This is a genomic window from Chitinophaga sp., assembly GCF_039596155.1.
Lineage (GTDB): Bacteria > Bacteroidota > Bacteroidia > Chitinophagales > Chitinophagaceae > Chitinophaga.
Window position 1 is genome coordinate 145065 of record NZ_JBCNKF010000008.1, and the last position, 19027, is coordinate 164091.

Annotated in this window: 14 protein-coding genes; 11 read left to right on the top strand and 3 right to left on the bottom strand. The window is 43.7% G+C overall.

Annotated elements, in window-relative coordinates; translation table 11 throughout:
* Nucleotides 1–4 precede the first annotated feature (4 nt).
* From ABDW33_RS10320 to ABDW33_RS10350, 7 genes are all read left to right on the top strand, one after another.
* Nucleotides 5–940: an LLM class flavin-dependent oxidoreductase gene (locus tag ABDW33_RS10320; protein ID WP_343689979.1), complete on the top strand. Its 936-nt coding sequence runs from the start codon at nt 5–7 to the stop codon at nt 938–940.
* A complete protein-coding gene (locus ABDW33_RS10325; RefSeq protein ID WP_343689980.1) occupies nt 918–3995 on the top strand; it encodes a lantibiotic dehydratase in 3078 nt (1025 codons plus the stop codon). Before ABDW33_RS10320 ends, ABDW33_RS10325 begins: the two co-directional genes overlap by 23 nt.
* 13 nt (nt 3996–4008) lie before the next feature.
* Entirely contained in the window at nt 4009–5289 is a 1281-nt protein-coding gene (locus tag ABDW33_RS10330) for a glycosyltransferase (protein WP_343689981.1), read from the top strand.
* A complete protein-coding gene (locus tag ABDW33_RS10335; RefSeq protein ID WP_343689982.1) occupies nt 5258–6091 on the top strand; it encodes a beta-1,6-N-acetylglucosaminyltransferase in 834 nt (277 codons plus the stop codon). Before ABDW33_RS10330 ends, ABDW33_RS10335 begins: the two co-directional genes overlap by 32 nt.
* A complete protein-coding gene (locus ABDW33_RS10340) occupies nt 6069–8252 on the top strand; it encodes a peptidase domain-containing ABC transporter (RefSeq protein WP_343689983.1) in 2184 nt (727 codons plus the stop codon). The genes ABDW33_RS10335 and ABDW33_RS10340 overlap by 23 nt, the downstream gene beginning before the upstream one ends.
* A 12-nt stretch (nt 8253–8264) precedes the next feature.
* The gene (locus tag ABDW33_RS10345; RefSeq protein WP_343689984.1) at nt 8265–8951 is read left to right on the top strand and encodes a hypothetical protein; all 687 of its coding nucleotides are present in this window, start codon (nt 8265–8267) and stop codon (nt 8949–8951) included.
* Nucleotides 8952–9270: 319 nt separating this feature from the next.
* Nucleotides 9271–10116: a hypothetical protein gene (locus tag ABDW33_RS10350; protein ID WP_343689985.1), complete on the top strand. Its 846-nt coding sequence runs from the start codon at nt 9271–9273 to the stop codon at nt 10114–10116.
* 92 nt (nt 10117–10208) lie between these two features.
* Here the strand turns inward: ABDW33_RS10350 and ABDW33_RS10355 are convergent, their stop codons facing one another.
* The 3 genes from ABDW33_RS10355 to ABDW33_RS10365 all read right to left on the bottom strand — a co-directional run bounded on the left by ABDW33_RS10355 (nt 10209) and on the right by ABDW33_RS10365 (nt 12894).
* A complete protein-coding gene (locus tag ABDW33_RS10355) occupies nt 10209–11024 on the bottom strand; it encodes a helix-turn-helix domain-containing protein (protein ID WP_343689986.1) in 816 nt (271 codons plus the stop codon).
* 84 nt (nt 11025–11108) lie between these two features.
* Entirely contained in the window at nt 11109–11846 is a 738-nt protein-coding gene (locus ABDW33_RS10360; protein WP_343689987.1) for an SDR family oxidoreductase, read from the bottom strand.
* A gap of 1 nt (nt 11847) precedes the next feature.
* Nucleotides 11848–12894 carry an SDR family NAD(P)-dependent oxidoreductase gene (locus tag ABDW33_RS10365; RefSeq protein WP_343689988.1) on the bottom strand — a complete coding sequence of 349 codons (1047 nt, stop codon included), beginning with the start codon at nt 12892–12894 and terminating at the stop codon, nt 11848–11850.
* Between the two features lie 698 nt (nt 12895–13592).
* Between ABDW33_RS10365 and ABDW33_RS10370 the strand changes: the two genes are divergently transcribed.
* The 4 genes from ABDW33_RS10370 to ABDW33_RS10385 all read left to right on the top strand — a co-directional run bounded on the left by ABDW33_RS10370 (nt 13593) and on the right by ABDW33_RS10385 (nt 19025).
* Entirely contained in the window at nt 13593–14189 is a 597-nt protein-coding gene (locus tag ABDW33_RS10370; RefSeq protein ID WP_343689989.1) for a sigma-70 family RNA polymerase sigma factor, read from the top strand.
* 207 nt (nt 14190–14396) lie between these two features.
* Entirely contained in the window at nt 14397–14675 is a 279-nt protein-coding gene (locus tag ABDW33_RS10375; RefSeq protein WP_343689990.1) for a hypothetical protein, read from the top strand.
* A 51-nt stretch (nt 14676–14726) separates the two neighbouring features.
* A complete protein-coding gene (locus tag ABDW33_RS10380) occupies nt 14727–15686 on the top strand; it encodes a FecR domain-containing protein (protein ID WP_343689991.1) in 960 nt (319 codons plus the stop codon).
* A 117-nt stretch (nt 15687–15803) separates the two neighbouring features.
* Nucleotides 15804–19025 carry a SusC/RagA family TonB-linked outer membrane protein gene (locus ABDW33_RS10385; protein ID WP_343689992.1) on the top strand — a complete coding sequence of 1074 codons (3222 nt, stop codon included), beginning with the start codon at nt 15804–15806 and terminating at the stop codon, nt 19023–19025.
* Nucleotides 19026–19027 lie beyond the last annotated feature (2 nt).

Below are 19027 nucleotides of genomic sequence, written 5' to 3' on the forward strand. Positions count from 1 at the left end.
AGTTATGAAAATTGGATTATTAGACTTTGGTGCTGGCAAGTGGGAGGTCTCCTGGATGCTGGAAAACACGATCAATTATGCAGTGAAAGCGGATGAACTGGGCTTTAGCCGCTTTTGGCTGGGGGAGCATTATACTCCTAATCATTTCTGGTGCTCACCGGAAACGATGATCCCGATTATTGCCGGTATGACTTCCAATATCAAAGTCGGAGCAGCGGGTATATTACTGTCAATCCATTCCCCATACAGGGTGGCATTGACTTTTAAATTGCTGGGTACCCTATTCCCTGGGCGCATAGATCTCGGCCTGGCCAACGGTTCTCCTTCCACGCATGTCGCACAGCTGATGCTTGGAATGGAAGACGTCAACGGGTATAAAGATAAATTTCATGAAAAGACTAACCAGCTGCTGCGTTTTCTGCGTAATGAAAAGGAGAACTGGGCCGAGAATACTTTGGTCCCTCCTTATGGTGGTGGTATTCCTGATATCTGGGGATTAGGCCGATCCTACAATGGCTTGCGGAATGCCTTGGAGCAAAAAACACACTTTAGCCGTTCGCTGTTTCATGATGGAGCAGATCGCACGTATCATAAGGAAGCGCTGCAGGAATTTCGTGAAAATTATTATACCACACATGGTGAATATCCACAGATCAATCTCTCCTTCGCAGGTGTCTGTGCTAAAACCAGCCAGGGGGCAAAGCGTATTCTTGAAAAATTGGGGCCTGATGAATTACAGCAGCTCCAGTCAGTCATATACGGTTGTCCAAATAAAGTATACGATGAGTTGCATGAAATGCAGGAAAATTTTGGTGTAGATGAATTCATCATGCAGAACCTTATTTATGAAAATCGCGCAAAGATGAAAAGCATAGAGCTGATAGGTGAAAAGTTTTCATTATCAAATAAACGTACATATGCCAGTTCAGTTTCCTTATAAGTTCACAGAGCAGGTGATGTTGCGTATCCCTGCATTGCCTTACCGGTCGATTGATGCAGCTGCACTAGAGCAGCTGAAACAGCACCCTGCTGTTATGGAAGCCGTATACCTTGCGTCACCATCTTTATATGATGAGTTTATCAGAACGGCAGAGGTGCCGGGAAAGAAGATGTTGCAATCCCTGTATAAATATATCTCACGTATGTGCAGCCGCTGTACACCATTTGGTTTATTTGCCGGGATAGGCATGATAGGATGGAGTGATAAGCTGGATATTAATGTAAGCAATGCCAAACAACAGCGATATACCCGGCTGGATATGTATTACCTCTGTCAGCTGGCGTATAAGTTATCCTTTCATCCATTGTTAAGAAATCAATTGCGCTATTATCCGAATAATACAATTGTACGGATAAATGGACAGTTACGATATATAGAATCTATATACAGGCAGGATCAGCGGCATTACCAGGTGACTGCAGTAGGACAGTCAGACTATGTCGAGATGATATTGACAAAAGCGGCAACAGGCGCCAGTCTAAATGAGATGGCCACCGTGCTGACAGGGGATGATGTTAGTATAGAAGAAGCCACCGAATTTGTACTTGAATTGATAGATGCACAATTATTGTTAAGTGAAATAGAGCCTCGTGTAACTGGTGATTTAAAATATGCGCATCGGCTGCTGGGGGTGATTGCTCAATTCCCCGAAGATACTTACCTCTCAGAATTTACGAAAGCCCTGGAAGAAGTATTGCCTGCCATTGATGAGCTAGACAGTACAGGCGTATGTTCACCAGCGCAATATAAGGCGATCATGCAACGCCTGCAGGTATTACCAATACCTGTAAAAGAGAACCACCTTTTTCAGGTGGATTATATGGTACAGCAAATTGCCGGCGGGCTTTCCCGCGACTTACAGCCTGCGTTGACAGATGCCCTGGAAGTACTGGCATGTCTTAGTGAAAAGAATACCAATACCTATCTACAAACATTCAAGGAAAAGTTCTATGAACGGTATGAAGACCAGGAGGTATCATTGTTAGAATGCTTAGATCCCGATTGTGGTATTGTTTATGGCCTGAATACACATAGTGATGGTGCGCCACTGATAGACGATCTCGTTTTGCCTTCACCAGCACAAGGTGGGCAAAAGCTTAACTGGACAATGGTACAGGCCTTCCTGCACAATATACTGGTGGAAACGCAGCGGGAAGGGTTCTATGAAGTAGAGATCGATAAAAAAGCATTGGATAAATTAAAGGTAGAAGTAAACTGGAATGATTTTCCTGATACCCTGAATGTCGTTTGCAAGATGGGTACATCCCTGGTCATTGAAAATGCTGGTGGTTCCAGCGCCGCTAATATGCTAGGGCGTTTCGTATACATGGATGAGCGCATTCAGGAGGTTGTCAATACGATTACACAACAGGAAGAAGCCAATTTGCCGGAAGGGCATATCGTTGCAGAAATTGTGCATCTGCCACAGGACCGTATTGGTAATATCTCACTACGCCCGGTTTTACGCAGGTATGAGTTACCCTATTTATGTCAGTCTGATCCAGGGGCCCACAGCATACCGCTGGATGACCTGCTGGTCAGCATCCGGAATAATCAAGTTTACCTGCGCTCCCGTCAACTAAATAAATACATACATCCACATTTATCAACAGCTCATAATTATTCTCTGCGTCCCCTGCCGGTATACCAATTTCTTTGTGATCTGCAACACCAGGATAGTATAGGGGGAATGAATTTTTCATGGGGTACATTAAATACGTCGCAGTTCCGATTTTTCCCCAGGGTCAAATGTGGGGATATCGTTTTATCACCTGCCAGCTGGCTTCTCAATAAAACAGAACTGCCGTCTTTGCCCGAGAAAATCGATGAGTTCAGAAATAAATGGCGTATCCCTGATCTTGTTCTGATTGTGGATGGTGATAATGAATTATTGATTGATTTCTCGAATCCTTTATCACGGGAGGTATTTTTACAATTTGTACAAAAACGGAATAGCCTCAATATTAAAGAGTTCATGTTTGATCCGGCTACTGCTATTGTAAAGGATGATAAGGGCAATAGCTGGGTCAGCCAGCTGGTGATGCCATTGATAAAGCAGCAGGTCGCAGGCTCGCGTCGTCAGCCATGGCATGTAGATAATGGCAGTACCCAGCGCGAATTTTTACCTGGCAGCAACTGGATTTACTATAAAATCTATTGTGGCAGCCGCTATGTAGACCGCCTGCTGGTGAAAGACCTGAAACCTATTCTGACCCAAATGCAGCAGCACGGGCTAATACAGCAGTTCTTTTTTATTCGTTACGGCGATCCCGAATGGCACCTGCGCCTACGTATGCTGGTCAATGATCCTAATAAAACAGGTCCCGTTATGTACCACCTGCAACAACTGCTGGCGCCACATTTAAACGGCGGTGTTAGCCAGATAGAGCTTAGCACTTATAGGCGTGAACTCGAACGATATGGTGCATCTAATATAGAACTAACGGAATCTTTCTTCTATAATGATAGTTTGTTTGTACTGGAACTACTGGAGGAATTACAAACATTTAATGACCCGGACGAAGTGCGCTGGATGGCGGCTGTGCTGTCCACGGATTATCTGCTTAATGATTTTGAACTGCCATATGCTGACAAGATACAGCTCACAGATCACCTGCAACAGGCTTTCTGTGATGAATTTCATGCCAACAAAGGCCTGCGGGGGCAACTGAATGATAAGTTCCGGGTATACAAAGATCATATCAATAAATTGCTGCAGGAACAGGAAACAGACTTTGCAGGCATCCATGCCTTGCTGAAGAAAAGAAGTGAGATGAACCGTCCTTTGTTTAACCGCATGCTGGAAGCAGCCCGTAACAAAACACTGGAGGTGCCAATACAAAGCCTGATCAGCAGCTATCTCCATATGAACATCAATCGCATCATGCGTAGTCGTCAGCGTGCCAATGAGCTGGTGATCTATTACATGTTGCATAAATTGTACAAGTCGAACCACGCACGCATGATACAGGAAACAACTGTTAAGATGTCCTAAAAAAACCGGAATTATGCAATTGTTTATTATTGATTTTAATACACGGGCGTCTATTTATGGCATTGGTACCTATCGTAAGACATTTCTGAAAGCTATCAGTGCACATGATGATGTGGAAGTCTTCCTGGTGAATGTATTTGACGCTGCGAACAAGCTGCTGAAAATACAGGTAAATGAGCAGTATACAGAGATCTGGATACCATTGCCAGAGACAACCTGGATCTCCGCATTCTCTGACAAAAATCATGCAAATAAGCGCAAGTACTGTCAGCGTATTTCGGATGTCCTGCATCGTTTTATACACCCGTACACCTCTCCAGTCGTGCATTTCAATCATTCTAATTTTTCAATACTCGCAAATGAATTGAAGACTCGCCTGCAGGCTAACATTGTCTTTGCGGTCCACTCCTTAAACTGGTATTTCCAGTATGAAAATGAGCCTGCCAAGTTTGCTGCCTCGTGGAAAGAGCTGGAAGAACCGGGCAATACCATCTTTAAACATTGTGCAGACCCGGAAGAACAACGTATGTGTGATGCTGCCGATAAAATCATTTGTCTTTCAGAGCGCACCTATGGCTTTGTACAGCGGGTTTACCAGATAGACGCCGATAAAATTATTAAGATACAGAATGGGCTGCAGGTACCTGTATTACATTCAGACCCTATTCAGCTACGTCCACGTTATGGTCTTTCCCCGGATACTTTTGTATTGCTTTTTGCCGGCCGTATTGCGAAAAGCAAAGGACTTGATTTTATGCTGAAAGGTGTAGAGCGGTTTATCGCCACTTACCCTGATAGGAAAATAAAGATGCTGATGGCAGGAAATGGGGATTACGACCCTTTTATGTCCAATTACAAATCCCTGTGGCAGCATATCATCTGGGCAGGTGTCTTGCCCAGAGAAGAACTGAATGAGTTATATCAATTATCAGATGTGGGAATCACACTGTCTTTATTTGAGCAATGCAGTTATACTGCCATTGAGATGATGCAGTTTGGTCTGCCGGTGATCTATGCAAAATGCTCCGGCCTCGATGAAATGTTTGAAGATGGGACAACCGGGCTGGGTGTAACAGTGGAGTACGGTGAAGATTTTAGAATGAGCGAAGAACAGATATGCCAGCATATATCATTGTTGTACGAACAACCTGCTTTTAGAAAAGCATTAGGCGCGCGGGGACGCAGCGCGGCATTGATAAATTACAACCTGTCCGCTAGGGTTGCAGATACCAAACAAGTTTATCAGGTTTTAAATGAACATTATGAAAATCGGCTTTATCATACTTGCGCATAAAAATCCTTTACAACTAGAAAGGTTGATGAACAGGCTGTGGCATCCTGACAGCTATTTCCTGGTCCATATTGATATGACGAGAGATGCTTCGCCATTTTGGCCAGTGTTTGCCAAATTTCCCAATGACCGGTTACTACTTGTAGAGAGGGAGGCCTCGCAGTGGGGTACATTCGGGCTGGTAAAAGCTCCGCTGAATGCTATCCGCGAAGGGCTGGACCAGTGGCCGCTGGACTATTTTGTTCTGATAAGTGCACAGGATTATCCACTGGTAACTGTAGAAGCATTGCATGCTTATTTTGAGACGCATCGGAATAAGGTTTTCCTCGAAAGCTTTCCATTGCCGGATGCACGCTGGCAACTAGGTGGGGCCTCTCGTTTCCCCTATTTTGATCATATGAATACGCTGTTGCCATTACATGGTGGTTCTCAATGGTGGTCAATGCCAGCTACCTGCGGGCGTTTCCTGCTTGACTTCCTCGACTATAATCCTGACCTGCTGGAATATTTCCGTTTTGTATTTATAGCAGATGAAACCTTTTTCCACAGCGTATTGCATAACTGTGAAGAGGATTTTATTGTCGACAATATTGTGAATAACAATCTTCGTCATATCGTCTGGTCAAATGCCGGCGATTGTAATCCCAAAACATTTACAATAGCGGATTTTGAAGAACTGTCAACCAGTGATAAGCTGATCGCCAGGAAGTTTGATATCGAAAAAGATGTGGCTATCCTGGATGCCATTGACCGCGACCTGTTAAAACTCTCAAGCAGTAGATATGGGAAAATTTCCGCATTATAAACAGTTAGAAGAAAAGGACTGTGGGCCTGCCTGTATCAAAATGATTTGTAAATATTATGGCAAGTTCTACAGCATCCGGCATATACATGAACTGGCGCATACTAATCGTTCTGGCAGTAACCTTTTAGGTTTAAGCAGGGCCTGTAATCAGCTGCGTTTGAAGGCAACAGGCGTGCGGGTGAATTTTCAGACGCTGGCAGAAGATATCCAGTTGCCCTGTATTGCTCATTGGCAGCATAGTCATTTTGTGGTTGTCTATCATATCGGAAAAGGTAAAGTGACAGTGGGCGATCCGGCACATGGGGTGATTACTTATACATACAATGAATTTCAACGGGGTTGGAATGGAAAGGGGCAGGGCGGGATTGCACTGGTTATAGAGCCGACGGCTGATTTTTTCAATGAGCGGGCAGACCAGACAAAAGATGAGAAGCATAACAATTGGGGCTTTCTCCTCAAGTATGTGGTGATGCATAAAAAGTATTTTTTACAGATCATATTTGGTTTGCTAATCTCCAGTTTCTTCCAGATGTTATTTCCCTTCCTTACAAAGAATATAGTGGATGTGGGGATTGCGGGAAAGGATATTTCTTTCATTTACCTGGTGCTGGGAGCCCAGCTCGCTTTGTTTTTGGGCCGTGCAGTGATTGATGTGATCCGAAGCTGGACATTGATTTACATCAGTGCGCGGATTAATATTTCACTGATATCAGAATATTTTATGAAGCTTATGAATCTTCCCATTGCGTTTTTCGACAAGCGCCTGACGGGAGATCTGACACAACGCATTAATGATCATAACAGGATAGAGCAGTTCCTGACCAGCAGTATTTTGAACATGATGTTGTCCTTATTTACACTAGTGGTAATGGGGGTGGTATTGTGTATTTATAGTGTTCCGATTTTTACCATTTTCTTTATTGGCTCAGCTCTCTATTTGGGGTGGATCCTGGTTTTTCTAAAACGACGTGCAGAGATTGATTACAAGCGATTCTCTCAGCAAAGCCATAACCAGAGCAAGATCTTTGAAATCATCAATGGCATGCAGGAGATCAAGTTAAATAACGCAGAGCAATCTAAAAGATGGGAATGGGAAAAAATCCAAATTAAGTTATACAAAATCAGTATGAGCTCCTTGTCGCTGGCGCAGGTACAGAATGTGGGTTCCGGCTTGATCAATGAGTTGAAAAATATTTTAATTACTGTTTTCTCCGCCGGGCTGGTGATCAAAGGTGAGCTTACACTCGGTATGATGTTATCTGTCACTTATATCGTGGGACAGTTAAACGGCCCTGTGATGCAGATACTGGGTTTTATCCAAACCATGCAGGATGCAGGTATCAGCCTCGAAAGGCTAAAGGAAATTCATAACCGGGAGGATGAAGAAAAGGACCAGATCATACCAAGCATCAGTACAGGAAGAGATGCCATTCATCTTCAAAATGTATCCTTTAGCTATGATGCGACCATGTCGAAGCCAGTTTTTACAAACCTGAATCTACATATTCCTGCGAACAAAATCACAGCGATTGTAGGCAGTAGCGGCAGTGGTAAAACTACTTTATTAAAACTGTTATTGAAGTTTTATAGCCCGGAGGAAGGCGAGATTCGGGTAGGCGACCAGCAGCTGGAGAGGGTTTCAGCCCAGCAATGGCGGGCAAGATGTGGGGTCGTGATGCAGGAAGGATATATTTTTAACGATACCATTGCCCGGAATATAGCCCTGGGTGTGGAGGAGATTGATCACGACCTGCTGGAGTATGCTATCCGCATTGCCAATATCCAGGACATGGTGGCGTCGTTGCCATTAGGTGTGGATACCATGATAGGACAGGAAGGTCAGGGGCTGAGCACAGGCCAGAAACAGCGGGTACTGATTGCCCGTGCGGTATATAAAGAACCAGAGTTTATTTTCTTTGACGAAGCGACAAGTGCATTGGATGCTAACAACGAAAAAAAGATCATCGAAAACCTACAATCCTTCTTCAAAGGCAAAACAGTCGTGATCATTGCACATCGCCTGAGTACTGTTAAAAATGCAGACCAGATTGTCGTGATTGAGGAAGGTAAAATCATTGAAACAGGTAATCATGAAACCCTGGTATCGCAACGTAAAAATTATTTTGAGTTGATTAAAAACCAACTGGCTTTAGGCAATTAAAACAAAGAAGTAATGGAACCTACAAATAATATTGAATTGTATGAAGAGCTGGATGAGGTGCTGAGCCGCTCACCTATAAAAGCGGTAGAGCATGCTGGTACCTGGTTTGCGGTGATATTCATAGTGATCATTTGTTGCTTCTGGAAAGTGCAATACAATGAGCGGTTACATCTGCCTGCCGTATTCAATGGGGTTAATGCGGTGCCTGACAGCATCAGAGGTATAGTAGGTACGCATATCCAGTCCCTGGTGACCGCTGATCGACAGATAGTAGAAAAAGGCGCTGTGTTATTCATAACAGACAGAAAGGACACTGTTACAGCATCAAAAAGCGGGATGATCTATTTTGAACGTCCATTGAATACTGGAATGCAGGTGCCGGACGCCCTGCTTTGCCAGATTGTGCCTCAAACGGGCATGGCAGAAGGAGTGATACGTGCACAGGCAGCAGATATTAATCATGTGCCTGTGGGCGCTGATGTAAAACTCATATTTGACCATTATCCGGAGGATGATTGGGGCTATGTGGATGCGCGTGTGGATTTTGTATCACCTGGGGACAACAGCGGCGAGTACCTGTTGTATATTAAGGTACCATTGCCTGTCAAAACCAGCCGCCAGAAAGAGGTGCATTTTTATCCAGGTATGAAAGCTGCCGCTTCCATCGTCACCGCAACAAGGAAGTTATTTGTTTTTTGATATTTTACCGGGGGCTGACAATTTAAAGAAGGGGCATTGCTTACAATTTGATGTGAATCATTTTGAGCCGGAGGCTAAAAAAAGGATTGTTTAGCAAAATATTGAGGGTGAGGGTATCCTCCAGGGATAGCGCGGGTTTACATGAGATTAAAATATTGTTTCTCATAAATAAACATAGGCCGACTTTATTCAAACTACCACTACCACCTAAAAATACAAACTAGTTGGTATTGTTTTATTTATCCAATTGAACCAACTTGCATGAATATTAATCCCAAATCAGGAGCACCACCAAAACTTCATCATCAACCCCAGTTTTATGTTCGAAAATACAGGAGCAGTTTCATTCACACTTTACGGTGTATTCATTGTAATTACGCTGATCGCATTGGTCATTTCGTTTTATCTTATTTTGAAAGGATCTATCGATCCGGTTAAGTTGGATAAAATGATAGATCTTTTTAAGTATTCGGTTGTATCCGTCGCCATCGCTACTGTTACCCTCATCGTTTCTGACTTATTCAAGGAGAGAGAGCAGGATGTGAAAGAACTGGACTATTTTGACAAATATGTAGATGATGTAAAGAAAGCCGATGGCATTGTCGAACGGTACAAATTGTCGGAATACCTGGCAATAGTAGCACCCAGCGGAGAATTGAAAAGATCCTGGGTAAATTACCATAAAATAACCCAGGTTGAATATGATGAATTCTTGAAAGAGCAAAAAGAAAAAGCAAGATTAGACACCATAAAGAATCCTACCAAAGAGGAAATTCAGCAGAAGGCGCAGTTAATAGAAAAAATAGAATTGAAGAATTCTCCTTTAGTCTCTTCCTCTGCCACTACGATTAATCCAAGAGTATATATCCAGATTGCCAACGAAAGTCAACGAGCAGACGCCGGCAAATTACAGACTGTCTTAAATAATGATAACTTTATTACGCCAGGCATAGAGAATGTAGGGAAGAATCCAGGTATCATGATTCCGAACATGACAGAGGTGAGATATTATCGGGATGAGGAGTTGCCTTTGGCGCTCAGATTAATTGCTGACTTAAAAACGATGAACCTGGGGCTGAAGATAAATGAAGCACCTCAAAGAGTTCCTGGAAATGGTAGAGGCACCCGACCAGGACATTATGAGATATGGTTTTCAAAACCATAGTTGCTGCCTGGTAGCCGGGCGCTTGTTTTTTGACGGGAGTTGGTAACCTGCTAACTTACTCAACAGGTGGTTGTGCTGGTAGTGCCCGTTTGTCAGCTACCTTTCAGCGTCACGAATTCCGTCGGGGCATAGCCAAACTGCTTTTTAAATGCAAAAGAAAAGTGAGACAGGTTCTCAAACCCTACTTCATAACATACTTCGACCGGTTTCCGCTTTTTTTCCAGGAGTTCATAGCGTGCCAGATCCAGGCGTTTCTTAGTCAGCCATCGTTGTGGGGTTATATTGAACGCTTTCTTGAAGTCACGTTTAAACGTGGTCAGACTCCTCCCCGTTAAATAGCCGAATTTTTCCAGCGGCATATTGAACATGAAGTTCCGTTCCATATAGCTGGCGAGGTCTATCTTTCCGGGTTCTTCAAAATTAGCGAGGATGTTATCAATACCCGGATCGATGGTACGCAGGATTGTAATGGCTTCCGTGATTTTCAGATCGGCAATAGCCGCCGGTAATTCCTTCATATCGAAATAAGGAATCAGTGATGATAGACAACTTTCCAGTAATGGATGCCGGGCATAATGCCTTAAACGGTCTGTTTCATCTGCCACCGGGCGCACGTCCAGCCGGGAATAGAAGTTCCTGAGCCGGTCGGTAGTCAGGTGCATGACGACCGTTTGGTGCGGCAAACCATCTTTGGGATAATTGATGATCGTGGCCAGCTCATTTCTCGGGATTAAGAAAATATCCCCTTTTTGAAACAAATAAGCTCCCTCGGGGCGAACGATCTTCGTTTCGCCGGAAATAAACCAGATCAGCATGTGGTGCTCGAACATAATGTCTGATTTAAAGAAATTATCCTGGTAGCACGACAGCTTAATGTCGTCTGTGATATATTTTGCCTGATACTCCATATAATAGTATTTATCGCACCTGCCAACAAATTTAAACAATTGTTATTCCTTTATTTTGTTAAAAAGTAATCGTGCGGCAGCCCCTTATTGGTTAAGGGACTGGCCGCCATCGATCATATATTCTGCACCCGTAATAAAAACGGCATCCTCTCCGGCGAGGAAGCAGATCAGTTTACCAGCTTCTGCTGGAATGCCTAATCTGCCGAGTGGTACGCGGGCTACAATATAGTCCTGCATTCCAGGTGCTGATAACCCGGTTTTTTCCATGATGGCTGTGCTGAACGGCCCGGGACTAACAGCATTGATCCTGATCTTTCTTGGCGCCAACTCGACCGCCGCAATCTTTACAACCGTGTTGACAGCCATTTTGCCGGATGCGTAAATGGATGTCTGCGGTGTTGCTTTTGACGCTGAGGAAGAAGAAATGACGATAATTGAACTACCATCATTTAATACCGGAATAAACCTGCTAATTGTGAAATATGCCCCTTTTAAGTTTACGTTCATCACTTCGTCGTATACCTCCTCTGTGGCATTCTCAATAGTGGTTAACTTAGATATGCCGGCATTGATCACCAGGATATCGATCCTGCCATACTTTTGGGCCACCAGGGCTGCCAGTGTTTCGATGTCTGTAAGTTTAGACTGATCGGCCAGCAACCCATCTACGCCCAACAAGGTTGCGGCTTCTTCTACCGCCTCTTTTCTTCTGCCCGTGATAATTACCCGTGCGCCTGCCTGAGCCAGTTCCTGGGCAGCTGCCAAGCCGATACCGCTATTGCCTCCGGTTACCAGCGCCACTTTGCCAGTTAGATTTGTCATCTTAATGAATGGTTGTGTGAACGTTGCTTGTTTCTACCGGGAAATAGATACCCGTCATTTCTTCTGTGACTGCCCACAGCTCTTCGGCATTGTGTTTGTCGAGGGAGTAGGGCATAACACCGCTTTGATGTAGCCGTGGATCAGTTGCCGCATCAGTCCCGGAAGGAAGTAAGGTGGCTATATCACAATCTTCGCAGTACACGCCACCGATTTGGTCAAGAGCGGGACTGGTGGCAGTCCAGATAGTGGTGGCGGCACCTTGTGGGATGGTCTTTAGAGATGCCAGGACTTCTGCTTTCAGCTGCCCTTGCTCATCAAGAAATCCCATTTGCTGGAACAGTTCTACAGAGGCTTCCCTGGCTAGTTCTGTACCGGCTATTGATCCGGGATGTACGGAATACGCCCTGATATGATGTGCCTGAGCGCGATTATCAAGTGCTACAGTAAAGAGATTGCTGGCGGTCTTAGACTGGCCATATGCCTGCAGGGTTTCGTATGCGCGATGTTCGAAATTGGGATCTTCAAAATTGAAGGGTGCCATGTGGTGGCCGAGGGAAGATACATTGATGACCCTTGCACCATTTGCTTGTTTTAATGCAGGCCAGAGTTTGGCCGTCAGGTGAAACTGACCGATATAATTAGTGGCCAGTTGCGATTCAATACCCCTCATATCTCTGCGCAAAGGTACCCACATGATGCCGGCATTGTTGATCAGCAAATGCAATGGCCTGTGAGAAGCCAGGAACTTTTCTGAAAATGCGTCGATAGAGACAGGATCCATTATGTCCATTACTTCGATCTCGACACCGGCAATGCCTTCCAGGTTTCGACGTGCTTTTTCGACATCCCGGGCCGGCACGATCACGGTAGCGCCTGCTGCGGCCAGTGTCTTTGTAGTTTCAAGACCGATGCCTGCGTTGCCGCCTGTAACAATGGCAATCCTGCCTGTAAGGTCAATTCCTTTGATCACCTCAGCTGCGGTAGAAGCGGCATTGAAACCTGTTTGCAAAGGTTGTTGTAATGCGCCCTGATAGTTGTTCTGTATCATTTCTATTTCATTTTGTTGATACAAAAGTAGCGGAGGGATTGTTAGGCGACTTTGTTCAAAAGGCCGAAGTTGTTTTGTTTAAAAGGTCATTCTTTTCATATCATTGTTTTATCCATTCACCAGGATACATTTTGCAGATGAAGAACACACCATCGAAAATATTATTCCAGGAAGCTTTATAGTTCCTGTGATACATGTTATCCTTTACTGCGCCAGACATATCAAATTCTGGTGATATCCCCGGTGTGCGGCATTGAATTGTTTGAAATCTGTAAATGAGAAGTTGTAGGTATTATTTACCCAGTTTTCAATACTATTGATTAACGCTGATTACTGAAGAATGAACATGTAAAAATAATTAGCGATTGGAGGATCAGGTTGAACCATGGAGCAAACCTTATGACTTCCGGCGAAAAATTGTCTGTAAAGAATGTAACAAGCAGGGCACCCGGTCGTTTTTTTTCATAAACATATTGGGGCTTAGCAAAATAAATCTCCTTGCATTCACGCAGAAAAAGTAACATGATTTTGGCTGATTTTTTTGATAAATATTTCCACAACTCTTTATAGACAAAGCCTTAGTTAATAACCTGTTAATGGGTGATAATTTCCATATCAGTTTCAAATAAATCACCTTAATTGTGCCCGTTTTTTAACCAAAAAATTCAATCAGTCAATTTAAAGCAATATTATAATTTATGACCCACTTAAAAGATGAAGAACTATTGAACCAGCGTAATAGTTCAGATGATGCCGCCTTTACGAAAGTATATCTACGTTACTGGAAACCGGTAAGGGCATTTGGTTTAAGAATGACAGGGAATGACGAAGTGTTTGTTGACGATATGGTACAGGACACTTTTGTATCGTTGCATGCTGTGCAAAAAGTACATAGTGCAGGAGCTAATCTTGAGGGCTATCTATTTACAATCATGAAAAACAAAGTCATTGACCACCTTAGAAAGAGTAAGCGAGATAACAAAGCCATTGCGCATTTTGCAGCTTTTAAAAATGAGTTCTCGGACGAAGTTGATGAACAATTGATCATGAAAGAATTTCAGGCGCTCATTATAGAAGGTGTTGATCAGATGCCTGAAGGAATGAAGCAGGTCTTTAAAATGAGCGAAGAACAGTTCCTATCAAGGGCCGAAATCGCTGCTGCACTTAATCGCTCAGAAGAAACCGTGAAAAACCAACTATATAAGAGCAGGAAACTTCTTCGCTCTATGTTGAAGTTAGTGCTGACTTACTACTTTGTCCTGCTTTTAAATAAAATTTTAAATATTTTTCTCTAACCGATCACCCTCCCCCCTATTTTTCACGTTATATAATTGTACGCATCAGCAATCAATGATGCAACAGAGGGAAAACATCGTAGTGGCAAGATCTTTTGTCCGATTATAACGCACATACAGTTATAACCAACCCCAGAGATAACCTCCGAATAGCGGAGGATAGCCAATGCTATGCTTGATATTAACTATATAACACCAAGACATATTATGAAAGATTTATTGACAAGAGGCGTTTTCTGGATGGCTATTATGTGTGCCACTATGTATATGCTGACAATGATGGCAAACGGCCATTTCAGCTGGTATCATTATGTGTTTATCATGATCTCACTTCCGGGACTATTGATCATAATCAGCTGCATTATACTGGTCCGCCCAGACTCCTTATCCGGACATGACTTGATCGACCTGTTGAAGCATATTTCTAAAGTGATCTATGGCTCTATTCTAGCCTTCGTTAATAAAAGAAACCGGGAAGTAGATTGAGCTACATGCCGATTTACTATTCCGCTATAAAAACCAATAAAATCCTCAAAGATGACCCCTCAGGAAGCAGAAAATTTAATCACCAGGTATCTTGCCCATCAATGTACCCAGGATGAAGAAAACCTGGTAAACGCATGGCTCAATAAAGTGATCAGAGAAACGGACTACGTGGAGCCCGTTCAGCTGAATGTAAATGCGATGTCTGACGATTGGGACAGGATAATGGCCGAAAGACGCAAATGGATATCAGCACATCAGCATAAAGGCAGGAAAGTTGTCCGTTCAGTAGCTGTTGCCGCTGCTGTCGCTATTATTGTGATGGCAATGGGCGGACTGTTCTTTTATAATCCTTTTAGCCGGATGAAAGATGTAAACATTGCAGCTATTCAGGATACGACTGTCAGCCATCAAAAGCAGAATTTTAAAACAGTATTGCCTGACGGCACTGTAGTGTATCTCAATGGTGCGAGTAGCATCACATATGCGAAAGAACTGAAAGGAAAAGAGAGAAGCGTAACACTGAATGGCGAGGCTTATTTTGAAGTCAGTCCTGACAAGGCGCGACCGTTTGTTGTTTGCTGCAGGGAACAGCGGGTGCAGGTACTGGGTACGCATTTTAATATCAACAGTTATGATGGAGAACCGGTTAAAACTACCTTACTGGAAGGTGCTGTAAGGCTTACCAATACCAGGTATGAAAGCCAGGATGTGCTGCTGCGACCGGGATACCAGGCGATATCAGATACCCGGGGATTTGCAGTGAAAAAGGTGAATGCTGACAGTGCTATTATCTGGAGAAGTGATTTCGTCTTTAAGCAAACACCATTAAGAAATGCACTCAAGGCATTGGGCCGCTGGTATCATGTAACTGTTGATTCCAGCCGGGTGACTACTACCACGCTGGAAGCGGTGTATAGTAAGAAGGAACCACTCCTCAAACTGTTAAATGAAATATCACAATCCACTAACGTAAAACTAGTACTTAAGAATAATGTTATCACTGTAGAGTAGCCTGTCTTTCTCCGCCATGTTTACTTCATCCCTCATCGACAAATAACCAGGTGCAATCACGTATTGAGCTGGTTTGTTGGTGAGGGATTTTAAATGAAAATGATAAATCCCCAAGACATGAAGTCTATTTTTATTTTTTCTTTTTTAATCATCACCCATCAATTGAGCGCCCAGTTGGTTAACCTGGACTTACATGGACAGGATCTGCTGGATGTATCCCAAATACTCCTTGCACAGACAGGGTTTAATTTCACCATTCAACCCGGAATTACCAATGCAAGAGGACCTATCTATTACAAATGTTCCCAGATACCATTGCAAAGAGCACTTAAAGATATGCTCAATGAGAATATTTATTCTTTCAGTATAAAAGATAATTGCGTTCAGATAAAGTACAAAGAGCCTGTGCCTGGTCAGGTGATAGATAGTATCCCCGCATTCGATTTGGCGGGTATGGTGGTAGATGCTACAGGGGCGCCACTCGCAAGGGCGACTATCTCTCTTAAAAGATTTAATAAAGCCTGGTCTGCCGACAATAAAGGACGATTCCGGATACCTGATGTGACTGTTAAAGACACGATCACCATTAGTTATATAGGGTACGAAACCAGGAAATTTGCGTGTAATAAGCGTGATTTTCGCCAGTATATGCTACAGCTCACGGAGCAGCACCTGGAGTTATTTGTCAGCAAGGGATATTACAAGGTGCCCAGACATGCCAATACAGGACGGATAAGTATCATCTCCGGACATGAAATCGCCCGGCAACCTGTATCTGATCCTTTAATGGCCCTGGCGGGAAGAGCGACTGGTGTTGTCGTTAACCAGGAGTCTGGCATAAGCGGGTCCGCCGTAGACGTTAGTATCCAGGGACTCAATAGTATGGCTAATGGCAATGCGCCCTTATACATTGTAGATGGGGTACCACTGGCAATGGCAACGTCAATACCTAATCAGCTGGAAAATGCGGCAGGTCATTTAAGCACCATGCAATTACCACAACCAGAGAGTATAGAAAGTATAGAAATCCTGAAAGATGCTGACGCGTCGGCGATTTATGGCAGCAAAGGTGCGAATGGCGTCATATTGATAAAGACCAAAAGACCCTCTCCTGGTAAGACAACATTGAATATATCTGTTTATTCCGGGCAGGGGAAAATTACCAGGGGATTGAAGCTGATGAATACACAGCAGTACCTGGCAATGAGACGGGAGGCGCTTAGTAATGACCAGCAGGTACCGGGCATGACGGATTATGATTTGACAAAATGGGACACCACGAGATACACCGATTGGCAAAAAGAATTCATCGGAGGTCATTCTAACATTATGAATGCCAGTGGCAGTGTGAGCGGAGGGAATGAGCAAACCCGGTTTAGCCTTGGTGGTGTCTACAGGCGGGAAAGTGCCTTGTTTTCACATGCGTTTGCAAGTACCACATTGTCGGCAGATCTGGCAGTCGTGCATACCTCTGAAAATAAGAAGGCCAATATCGACATCGGGTTACACTATTTGAATAATGATAACCAATTGCCCATTAGCGACATTACCCCCAAGATCTTAATCGCTCCTAATGCACCCGCTTTGTTCACCAGTACCGGCGAATTGAACTGGGAGGATACTACGTTTCAAAACCCTTATGGGGAACGTCGCCAGCGATATCAAGCGCTCTTTAACCATTTTCTGGGAAGTTGTAAGTTCTCGTATGAATTATTGCCTAAGCTAAAGCTGAGTACCAATATTGGTTATAACTATACACAACTGGATGAGGACTTAGTCGTTCCACTGAACTCAATGAGTCCGGCGCTGAGCTCTTTTTCTTTACTGCGGGCGCATAGTCAGGGCGTAAATGCCATTCAATCATGGATTGTAGAACCGCAGGCCAACTACTCGCTGCAACTAAAGAGTATACATTCTTTTGACGTACTGACCGGGTTGACCTTACAGCAAAGCAAGCAACACCAGATATTGAACACTGGTAAGGATTTTCAAAGTGACGCGCTTGTGGAGAATATTTCAATGGCAGGTGTGAAGGATTTTACTACAGATGAAAATCTATATCGTTATTATGGTATTTATGCCCGCCTGGGATACAATTTCAACGAAGAGTTCTACCTGAATTTTACAGGTAGAAGTGATGGAAGCAGCCGGTTTAGCAAAGAGAGAAGAACAGAATATTTTGGTAGTGCGGGTGTCGCGTGGATCTTTTCAAAAGCGCCGGTTTTTCAGCGCATCCCCTTGCTGACTTTCGGTAAAGTACACGCCAATATTGGCAGAACCGGTAATGACCAGTTTTCAGATTATCAATTCTATGATACTTATACCGTATCGACAGGATATGGCGGTGTATTGGGACTTGAGCGGACACAGTTAACCAATTACCTGTACAAGTGGGAAATCTTAATTAAGTCATCTTTAGGCCTTGAACTTTGTTTCAACAACAAGTATACAATTGCTGCAAATTATTCCTGGAACCATACCAGGAACCAGTTGCTCAAATACAATTTGCCGGCAGTAACGGGGTATAAATACACTACTGAAAATCTGCCTGCGGTGGTGCAGAATCATTTGTTGGAACTGGAGCTGAATATTAAGCAATTCCAGGGCGTCAATTTTCAATGGGAGCATTCTTTTAATTTGACTGTTCCTAATAACAAGTTGATCTCCTTCCCTAATATTTCGTCTTCTCTTTATTCTTCTATTTACCAGGTGGGGCAGCCACTTGACATCCGGTTCGTGTATCAATTTAAAGGCATCAACCCGGATAACGGCATTGCGGAATATAAAGACTTAAATGGGGATCATAAAATAGATATACAGGACAGATCGGCCAGATATATTGGTCCTGCATTCTATGCCGGCTGGGGCCATACGTTGACATACAAGCGATTTTCCCTCTCCTTATTTCTGCAGCTGGTCAGGCAATCGGGGTACTACGTACCGAGCATGGATGTGCCGGGCAATTTTGTACCATCAGGGGGGAATCAGCCTTTGACGGATGACACCAGGTGGAAGAAGCCCGGCGACATAGCGCAGGTACAGCGTTATGCTGCCAATAACCAGGATGCAGCGCATGCCACTGTGCTGCTTACGCAAAGTGATCGTAGCATTGTAGATGCTTCATACATCCGTCTAAAAAATGTGTCGATATCCCATGAACTACCTCAACTATTATGTACCCGTGTGAAAATTAAATCGGCGAGTTTATTCCTGAACTCGCAAAATCTTGCTACATGGACCCACTTTAAAGGGATGGATCCTGAAACGCAACGTTATCTGATTAACTACAGGCTGCCACCCCAGCGGGTGATTGTTGTAGGGTGTCGTATCAGTTTATAAAC

What these genes read in the sequence shown, in the direction of transcription:
- ABDW33_RS10370 (WP_343689989.1), top strand. Translation starts at nt 13,593, where the DNA reads ATGACCCACTTAAAAGATGAAGAACTATTGAACCAGCGTAATAGTTCA.
- ABDW33_RS10385 (WP_343689992.1), top strand. Translation starts at nt 15,804, where the DNA reads ATGAAGTCTATTTTTATTTTTTCTTTTTTAATCATCACCCATCAATTG.
- ABDW33_RS10320 (WP_343689979.1), top strand. Translation starts at nt 5, where the DNA reads ATGAAAATTGGATTATTAGACTTTGGTGCTGGCAAGTGGGAGGTCTCC.
- ABDW33_RS10335 (WP_343689982.1), top strand. Translation starts at nt 5,258, where the DNA reads ATGAAAATCGGCTTTATCATACTTGCGCATAAAAATCCTTTACAACTA.
- ABDW33_RS10340 (WP_343689983.1), top strand. Translation starts at nt 6,069, where the DNA reads ATGGGAAAATTTCCGCATTATAAACAGTTAGAAGAAAAGGACTGTGGG.
- ABDW33_RS10375 (WP_343689990.1), top strand. Translation starts at nt 14,397, where the DNA reads ATGAAAGATTTATTGACAAGAGGCGTTTTCTGGATGGCTATTATGTGT.
- ABDW33_RS10325 (WP_343689980.1), top strand. Translation starts at nt 918, where the DNA reads ATGCCAGTTCAGTTTCCTTATAAGTTCACAGAGCAGGTGATGTTGCGT.
- ABDW33_RS10345 (WP_343689984.1), top strand. Translation starts at nt 8,265, where the DNA reads ATGGAACCTACAAATAATATTGAATTGTATGAAGAGCTGGATGAGGTG.
- ABDW33_RS10330 (WP_343689981.1), top strand. Translation starts at nt 4,009, where the DNA reads ATGCAATTGTTTATTATTGATTTTAATACACGGGCGTCTATTTATGGC.
- ABDW33_RS10365 (WP_343689988.1), bottom strand. Translation starts at nt 12,894, where the DNA reads ATGATACAGAACAACTATCAGGGCGCATTACAACAACCTTTGCAAACA.
- ABDW33_RS10355 (WP_343689986.1), bottom strand. Translation starts at nt 11,024, where the DNA reads ATGGAGTATCAGGCAAAATATATCACAGACGACATTAAGCTGTCGTGC.
- ABDW33_RS10360 (WP_343689987.1), bottom strand. Translation starts at nt 11,846, where the DNA reads ATGACAAATCTAACTGGCAAAGTGGCGCTGGTAACCGGAGGCAATAGC.
- ABDW33_RS10350 (WP_343689985.1), top strand. Translation starts at nt 9,271, where the DNA reads ATGTTCGAAAATACAGGAGCAGTTTCATTCACACTTTACGGTGTATTC.
- ABDW33_RS10380 (WP_343689991.1), top strand. Translation starts at nt 14,727, where the DNA reads ATGACCCCTCAGGAAGCAGAAAATTTAATCACCAGGTATCTTGCCCAT.